Origin of the sequence: Arthrobacter sp. 7Tela_A1, from assembly GCF_049311065.1 — a bacterium.
In the GTDB taxonomy this organism is placed as follows: Bacteria; Actinomycetota; Actinomycetes; order Actinomycetales; family Micrococcaceae; genus Arthrobacter_B.
Genome location: NZ_JAXIOO010000042.1, coordinates 22,697 through 29,495, shown reverse-complemented (window position 1 = coordinate 29,495; position 6,799 = coordinate 22,697). Strand labels below are relative to the sequence as shown.

The following is a 6,799-nucleotide window of genomic DNA, read 5'->3' as shown; positions in this document are numbered from 1 at the left end:
GCGCGGGGCGGGCCGCCCCGCGGGGCCGCCCCCGCTCTACCTCCGGCAACTCACCCCACGGATGAAGGACTTCGAGCAATGCAGAACCAGGGCCTGGGCTCATGGATCCACCGCCAGCGGGTCAAATCGGGATCCAAGACTGCACTGATTTTCCGGGACATCGGCACGTCCTATGCTGAGTTGGACGACCGGATTAACCGGTTGGCGTCCGTCCTCCGAGCCAACGGTGTGGAACACGGATCCAGGGTCGCTTTCCTGGGCGACAACCACCCGGCGTTCTTGGAAACCTTTTTCGCTGCCGGGTCTCTTGGGGCAGTGTTTGTTCCGCTTAATACCCGGCTGGCCCCTCCGGAGATCCAGTACGCGCTGCAGGACTCCGGGAGCATCATCCTGGTGAATACCCTGGCCCTGGACGAACTGGCGGTCCGCGGCTGCCGGGAGACCGGCGTCGAACTCCGCCTGCTCGTGGATGACGGCAGCGGTGCAGCGGCCGCGGAGGCCGGCAGCCTGCCGGTGCAGGCTTACGAGGACTGCTTTTCCAATGAGGCCCCGTTTGCGGACGCTGAAGTCTCCCTCGAGGACGGCGCCATCATTCTCTACACCTCCGGGACAACGGGCCGGCCGAAGGGGGCGCTGCTGACCCACGCCAACCTGGCCTGGAACTGCTTCAACGTGCTGGTGGATTACGACGTCGCCGGCGACGACGTGGCGCTCATGATCTCGCCGCTTTTCCACGTTGCCTCGCTGGACATGGGGGTTCTTCCCAACCTGCTCAAGGGCGCAACCGTCATCCTGGAAACCCGCTTCGAACCGGGCCGGACACTGGAGCTGATCGAAAAGTACCGCGCCACCTTCATCAGCGGTGTGCCCACCACGTACCAGTTGTTGTGTGAGCATCCGGACTGGCCCAAGCGCGACATCAGCTCGCTGCGCAAGCTGACCTGCGGCGGTTCGGCCGTTCCGCTGCGGGTGATCGACGCCTACGAAGAGCGGGGCCTCGGATTCTCCAACGGCTACGGGATGACCGAAACGGCTCCAGGAGCGACTGCCCTGCCGCCGTCGCGCTCCCGGGAGAAGGCCGGCTCCGCCGGAATTCCGCACTTTTTCACGTCGGTTCGTGTCACGCGTCCTGATGGCGCGCCTGCCGCTGCGGGAGAGGTCGGCGAGGTCCAGATCAGCGGGCCGAACGTCATCAAGTCCTATTGGAACCGGCCGGAAGCCACGGAGTCGTCCTTCACCGACGGGACCTGGTTCCGCTCCGGGGATATGGGCTATTTCGACGGCGACGGTTTCCTTTTCATCTCCGACCGGCTCAAGGACATGATCATTTCCGGCGGGGAGAACATTTATCCGGCCGAGGTTGAGCAGATCATCAGCGAACTCGAGGCTGTCAGCGGTGTGGCTGTGATCGGCATACCCGACGAGAAGTGGGGCGAAGTACCAAAGGCCATCATCACCCTGCGGGACGGATACACTCTTGACCCCGCTGAGGTTCCGGCTCACCTGGACGGACGCGTGGCCAGATACAAGATCCCCAAAACGGTTGAGATCGTGCCGGAATTCCCCCGGACGGCCAGCGGAAAGATCCGGAAGGCCGACCTGCGGCGGGAGCATGCCGGCTAGTTCCTGATTTCTGCCTGCCGTGGTGTGAAACACTCACCCGCATGGCGGACAGGTACGTGGTATGACCCACTTTTCCGGGAAGTCGGAGCGCGAGCAGCGCTTCCGGACGCTGTATGCGGCTGTGTATCCCGACCTGCTCCGGTTCGTCCGGCGCCGGACGGATACGGACCGGGCTGAGGACATCGTTGCGGACACTTTCCTGGTCGTTTGGCGCCGTATGGACGAAGTGCCCGTGCCTTCCGGTGACGCCCGAGCCTGGATCTTCGGTATCTGCCGCAAGACTCTCCTGAACAGCCTCCGCGGGGATCGAAGGCGTGATTGCCTAGGCCTCCGTTTGGCTGATGCAGCCAGCCTTCCGGTGTCCAGCGAAGACATCGACATGGCGGACAGTCGCATGGACCTAGCGCGCGCCTGGAGGGTACTTTCCGAAACCCACCAGGAAACGCTGGGACTGGCTGTCTTCGAAGACCTCACCGGTCCGCAGGCAGCAGCTGTCCTGGGCATCTCACCAGTGGCTTACCGGTTGAGGCTCAGCCGTGCCCGGCGTGCGCTCCGGCTCCTGCTCGACCACCTTCCGGCGTCATCTGATACGCCTCAGCCCCTTCTGGGAAGGACACCGTCATCATGATGCGAGATGAACAGACTGACGCATTGCTACGCTCGCTTGATCCGGCCGCGTCGGGGGCGCCGGTTGACAGGCTGCGGGCGCACCGGGACCTGGAGCGGATCCTGACTGCGGAACCGGATGCGTACCGGGCAGCTGCGGGTCCGGCGCGTCCGGACCCGAGGGCAAGGAAGGTTCGCCGAAGGGTCCTCGTGGGTGCTGCTGCAGCGGTGACTTTGGGGTTGGTGGCCCTGCCGGCCCTTGGAGGCGGTGATCCTGCTTTCGCAACCTGGACCAATGTTCCAGCGGTGCTGAGTCCGGCTGACGCTGAGAGGGCGGCGGAGGCCTGCCGGTCTTCGGACCGCAACACTCCCGAAGAATCTATGCGGTCGCAAGTTGCCATCGCTGAACAGCGCGGGGACTGGACCACCGTCATCCTGTCCGGACAGGACGGGTTTTCTGTCATGTGCGTGAGTGATGGTTCCCTCTTTGGCGGAGCGTTCGGCTATTCCGGCCAACGGCCGGACGCAACTGAGCCGGAACCCCGGGGCCTCCTTCCCATCTCCATGGGAATGGGATCAACGCGGTCAGGGGACCTCTCGATGGTGGTGGGCGCTGCCGGTGCCGACGTCGTGGGGGTCTCCTACACCAGCCAAACCGAGGGTGAAGTAGTGGGCAGCGTGGCCAACGGGTACTTCGTGGTGTGGTTCCCGGGTGATGAGCTGCGGGATTACCCGGCGGACGGCGTCGAACTCTCGGTGGAGTACACAGACGGTTCCAGCACTTCAGTGGCCGCATCCCTGGAATGGGCCAACAGCTGATCCGGCGGCTGGTTCGGCGGCTCAGCTGACAGCGATGAACGGCACCGTCCTGCCGGTTCGCGCCAGCACACGCTGTTCCAGGTCCGCTCCGTCGGGAACATGCACCGGCCGGTTGAACAGGCCCGGCGCATAGGCAAGGTCGCCGAATCCGTCCATGGCTGCTCCGATGTCATTGAGGTCCATTTCGGTCAGCCGCGGATCCAGTCCCTGGGACACGGCAAGGTCCCAGCGGTGGACCAGGAGGTCGCCGCCGTAAAAGCCCGCAAGGGTTTCCCCGATGGTGCTGGGGCCGAAGTAGCCCGCGAAACTCCGGCGGGCGACGTCGGGATCTGCCAGCAGACCGGCCACCATTTCCTCGTGTTCGGTCCACTGCCGGACCGGCCCGGTGTCCGCTGCGGCGCCGCCTTCCAATAGATCGTGCTGCTCCAGGAACTCCCGCTCCGTCGACACGATGTGTGCCACGATGTCCCGTGCCCGCCACTGGGCGCAGGGTGTCGGCGCGTCCCAGTCAGCGGCTGCCCTCACGACGGCGGTAAACGGGTCCGCCCGTTCACGCCACATTCGCAGTGCTTCCGTCATGATTCTTCTCCTTGTCATTTCTGCCAGGTTTGGGTTATCTGAGGCTAGGGCCGCGCCCCGCTGCCTGTCTTGTACAAATCCGTCAGTGTGGACGGCAGGCGAAGCCGTGGATGAAGCCTTGGACGAAATCAGCAGGGGACACCTCAATGACCCGGGGGACGGTTCCATTACGATCTACCGCCGCGACCCCTCCACTTCCCTGCGGGAGTGGCTTCAGGTTTTCTGGATTCCCGTGTGGTCGGTCCCTGAGCCTGGGTTTCGCGAACAAAGGGTCCTCACCCACCCGGTATGTTTGCTGAGCATTACGGACTCGTACGCCCGTCTGATGGGACCGGCAACCGTTGCGGCACGGCAGGAGCTTCGCGGCGACGGCTGGGTGCCGAGTGATGTTCCGTCCCGGCGTTGGGCGGCCGTTGCTGGGCCGCGATGTTTCGGCGCTGACCGACGCATACGCCGATCTCTCGGAGATAGCGCTCATGCACGGCCTTGCGGAGGAGATACGGAACCTCATGCGAGCCGACCCCCGAAGTACGGATGCGCATCGAGCCGCGCAGGACGTCGTGGAAGGGCGGCTTGCGTCCCTTGGCCACCCGGATGACGGTGCGGCCCTCGCCGGCAGGGTGGTCTCCATGGTCGAGGATCCGCTGATTGCGTCTGTTGCGGATCTTTGTGAAGCGCTCGGGTTACCGGAGCGGAAACTCCAGCGGCTGTGTTCCGGCTTTCTCGGTGTGAGTCCACGCTGGCTGATCCGGCAGCGGCGGCTGCAGGAAGCAGGGGCGGAGCTGAGGAACGGAGGGTCTCTTGCAGACCTTTCCGCCCGGCTCGGGTACACCGATCAGTCCCACTTCTCCCGGGATTTCCGGGCGGCTACCGGATGGACCCCTGGCCTGTATGCGCGCATGGTAAGAGGAGTTCCAGGGGAGGCCCGGTGATGGGAGTCCGGGCTGTTCCTGTACTTCTGCTGTTGCTGCTTTTGCTGCTGTTGCTGCTTTTGCCGCGGCAGGCGGCGCTTCCCGGATACACTGCTTAGTCAGGCCGGAGCTGGCGTCCGTGAAGGCGGCCCCCGGCCGCCAGGGCTGCCGAGACGCCGTGGGGAGGAGCGCCAACATGACAACGAACCTGCTGCTGCTCGCGGACACCCACCTGCCGTTGCGGGCCAAGGCCCTGCCGGACGAGGTCTGGGACGCTGTTGAAGCTGCCGACCTGGTGGTACATGCCGGGGACTGGGTGAGCGAGGATTTGCTGGACGAGCTCGAGGCCCGGTCCCGTGCGCTGCTGGCCTGCTGGGGAAACAATGACGGGCCCGCGCTGCGTGCCAGGCTCCCCGAAGTCGCCCGCGCCGTCGTCGAGGACGTGAGAATCGCCGTCGTGCATGAGACAGGTGCCGCCCGCGGGCGTGAAGCGCGCATGGCTGAGGCCTATCCCGGGACGGACCTGCTGGTGTTCGGGCACAGCCACATTCCGTGGGATACCGTCGCGCCGGGCGGCCTGCGGCTGCTGAACCCAGGTTCGCCCACTGACCGGCGCCGGCAGCCGTTCTGCACGTACATGGCCGTTACCGTTGAAGGTCCGAAGGTTGAGGCTGACCTGCGGCGGTTGCCGCTGCGCGGGTTGCGGGCGCAGGCGGGGCCGGTTTCCTGACGACTCTCCACAGCTGAGTCTGGTGGCGGTTCTGGACCGATGTTTTCCACAAAGTAGCCTGCGGTAGGACGTTTCCTTCTAGCAGGCTGGCACTTTTGGGCTTATGGAACAACGGGGTGCTTCAGAAGGCGTTGCCGGTGCAGATGCTGCTCCGGATATGTCCGGGGCAGCTTTGCTCAACGACTTTACTCCCGCGGACGGAATCTCCGGACGCTTCAGCGGGTCTTTGACCGTTGCGGATCTAGCGGCATTGGATGCAGCTGGAGCTGTCGAGATGCTGGAGGCGGTTGCTTCGCTGACTGCCTGGGCCCAGGCACTGCAAGCCAGGGTGGTGCACCGCACGGAGGAACTCATCAACCGTGATGTTGAGGAGATGCTGCAGAAGCCTGATCCGGTGATGGCCATGTCGCTGACAGCAGCCGAGGCTGGTTCCGTGCTGCGGGTCCCGCATATGACAGCGATGCGTTTGGTCAGCGAGTCCGAAGCATTGTGCGACCGTTATCCGGAGACACTGGCGAGCCTGTCCCATGGCGCTATCAGCTACCGGCACGCGCAGGCAGTCATCGACCAGGCTGACAGTGTCCCGGAAGAGGATCGGCAGGGATTCCAGTCCGAGCTGCTGGTTTTGGCGGAGGGACAGACCTGTGCCCAACTGATGCGTGCAGCTCGGCGGATCAGGGAACGGCGCTGGCCGGAAACCATGATTGAGCGTCACCGTGCCGCCTTAGAGAAACGCCGAGTGGGCTTCGACCCTCTTCCCGACGGTATGGGCCAGTTCACCGCCTTCGTGGCAGCGGAGACAGGGCAGGCGATCCTCTCTAGGCTGACGGCGGCTGCTCGGGGACAGCAACAGGCCGGGGATACGCGAACCGTGGACCAATTGCGGGCAGACATCTTCAGCTCCCTGATGCTTGGATCAGGTCCCGGCGATCCGGCGGTGCCGCAGGTTGCAGTCAACGGGAAGACATCTCATGAGGTCCCCGGAATCGCCGCCGAAATTATGGTGCTGATCCCCGCGGACACGCTCTTTGGCGGCGACGACAAAGCTGCCGAGCTAAACGGCTACGGGCCGATCAGCTCGGAGGCGGCCCGCAGACTGGCAAAACAAGCGCTCCATTGGACAGGGCTGGTCCAGGATCCGGCTACCGGGGAGATTCTGGCAGTCGGCCGGCGTCGCCGGGTTCCAGCAGGGCTGAAACGCTGGCTGCAGGCGCGGGACGGTACTTGCCGCTTTCCGGGATGTTCCGTCAGCACGCCACGGACCGAAATCGACCACACCATCCCATGGTCCCAGGGCGGTCCCACCGAGCACGGCAATCTGGCCAACCTCTGCCCCAAGCACCACAGATACAAGACGCTGGGCTTCTGGTCCGCTGACCAACCGGTTCCGGGGGTCTTGAAGTGGAGATCGACTCTTGGGCGCACCTACCAGGTCAAACCTGTGTTGGACTATGGGCTGCGAAGCTATCCTGCCGCCGCGGAAGGGCGGGAAACCCGGGCAGGATAGGTGGCTGGGGTTAGGGATCGGCTC

The 6,799-nt window shown here is 64.6% G+C and carries 7 protein-coding genes; 6 read left to right on the top strand and 1 reads right to left on the bottom strand.

Going from position 1 to position 6,799, the window contains the following annotated elements; translation table 11 throughout:
• Positions 1 to 78 precede the first annotated feature (78 nt).
• The 3 genes from TVB01_RS14400 to TVB01_RS14390 all read left to right on the top strand — a co-directional run bounded on the left by TVB01_RS14400 (position 79) and on the right by TVB01_RS14390 (position 3,048).
• The gene (locus TVB01_RS14400) at positions 79 to 1,623 is read left to right on the top strand and encodes an acyl-CoA synthetase (protein ID WP_422456599.1); all 1,545 of its coding nucleotides are present in this window, start codon (positions 79 to 81) and stop codon (positions 1,621 to 1,623) included.
• Positions 1,624 to 1,684: 61 nt separating this feature from the next.
• The gene (locus TVB01_RS14395; RefSeq protein WP_422456598.1) at positions 1,685 to 2,251 is read left to right on the top strand and encodes an RNA polymerase sigma factor; all 567 of its coding nucleotides are present in this window, start codon (positions 1,685 to 1,687) and stop codon (positions 2,249 to 2,251) included.
• Positions 2,248 to 3,048 (top strand): hypothetical protein, encoded by an 801-nt coding sequence (locus tag TVB01_RS14390; RefSeq protein ID WP_422456597.1) that lies wholly within the window; start codon positions 2,248 to 2,250, stop codon positions 3,046 to 3,048. Before TVB01_RS14395 ends, TVB01_RS14390 begins: the two co-directional genes overlap by 4 nt.
• A gap of 21 nt (positions 3,049 to 3,069) precedes the next feature.
• Here the strand turns inward: TVB01_RS14390 and TVB01_RS14385 are convergent, their stop codons facing one another.
• Positions 3,070 to 3,627 carry a maleylpyruvate isomerase family mycothiol-dependent enzyme gene (locus tag TVB01_RS14385; RefSeq protein WP_422456596.1) on the bottom strand — a complete coding sequence of 186 codons (558 nt, stop codon included), beginning with the start codon at positions 3,625 to 3,627 and terminating at the stop codon, positions 3,070 to 3,072.
• Between the two features lie 386 nt (positions 3,628 to 4,013).
• Here TVB01_RS14385 and TVB01_RS14380 point away from each other — a divergent pair, with 386 nt between their 5' ends.
• From TVB01_RS14380 to TVB01_RS14370, 3 genes are all read left to right on the top strand, one after another.
• Positions 4,014 to 4,559, top strand: a complete 546-nt coding sequence (locus TVB01_RS14380) for a helix-turn-helix transcriptional regulator (RefSeq protein WP_422456595.1) — start codon at positions 4,014 to 4,016, stop codon at positions 4,557 to 4,559.
• 175 nt (positions 4,560 to 4,734) lie between these two features.
• A complete protein-coding gene (locus tag TVB01_RS14375; protein ID WP_422456594.1) occupies positions 4,735 to 5,268 on the top strand; it encodes a metallophosphoesterase family protein in 534 nt (177 codons plus the stop codon).
• 103 nt (positions 5,269 to 5,371) lie between these two features.
• Positions 5,372 to 6,775 (top strand): DUF222 domain-containing protein, encoded by a 1,404-nt coding sequence (locus TVB01_RS14370; RefSeq protein ID WP_422456593.1) that lies wholly within the window; start codon positions 5,372 to 5,374, stop codon positions 6,773 to 6,775.
• Positions 6,776 to 6,799: the final 24 nt, after the last annotated feature.

What these genes read in the sequence shown, in the direction of transcription:
- TVB01_RS14400 (WP_422456599.1), top strand. Translation starts at nt 79, where the DNA reads ATGCAGAACCAGGGCCTGGGCTCATGGATCCACCGCCAGCGGGTCAAA.
- TVB01_RS14395 (WP_422456598.1), top strand. Translation starts at nt 1,685, where the DNA reads ATGACCCACTTTTCCGGGAAGTCGGAGCGCGAGCAGCGCTTCCGGACG.
- TVB01_RS14390 (WP_422456597.1), top strand. Translation starts at nt 2,248, where the DNA reads ATGATGCGAGATGAACAGACTGACGCATTGCTACGCTCGCTTGATCCG.
- TVB01_RS14385 (WP_422456596.1), bottom strand. Translation starts at nt 3,627, where the DNA reads ATGACGGAAGCACTGCGAATGTGGCGTGAACGGGCGGACCCGTTTACC.
- TVB01_RS14380 (WP_422456595.1), top strand. Translation starts at nt 4,014, where the DNA reads ATGTTCCGTCCCGGCGTTGGGCGGCCGTTGCTGGGCCGCGATGTTTCG.
- TVB01_RS14375 (WP_422456594.1), top strand. Translation starts at nt 4,735, where the DNA reads ATGACAACGAACCTGCTGCTGCTCGCGGACACCCACCTGCCGTTGCGG.
- TVB01_RS14370 (WP_422456593.1), top strand. Translation starts at nt 5,372, where the DNA reads ATGGAACAACGGGGTGCTTCAGAAGGCGTTGCCGGTGCAGATGCTGCT.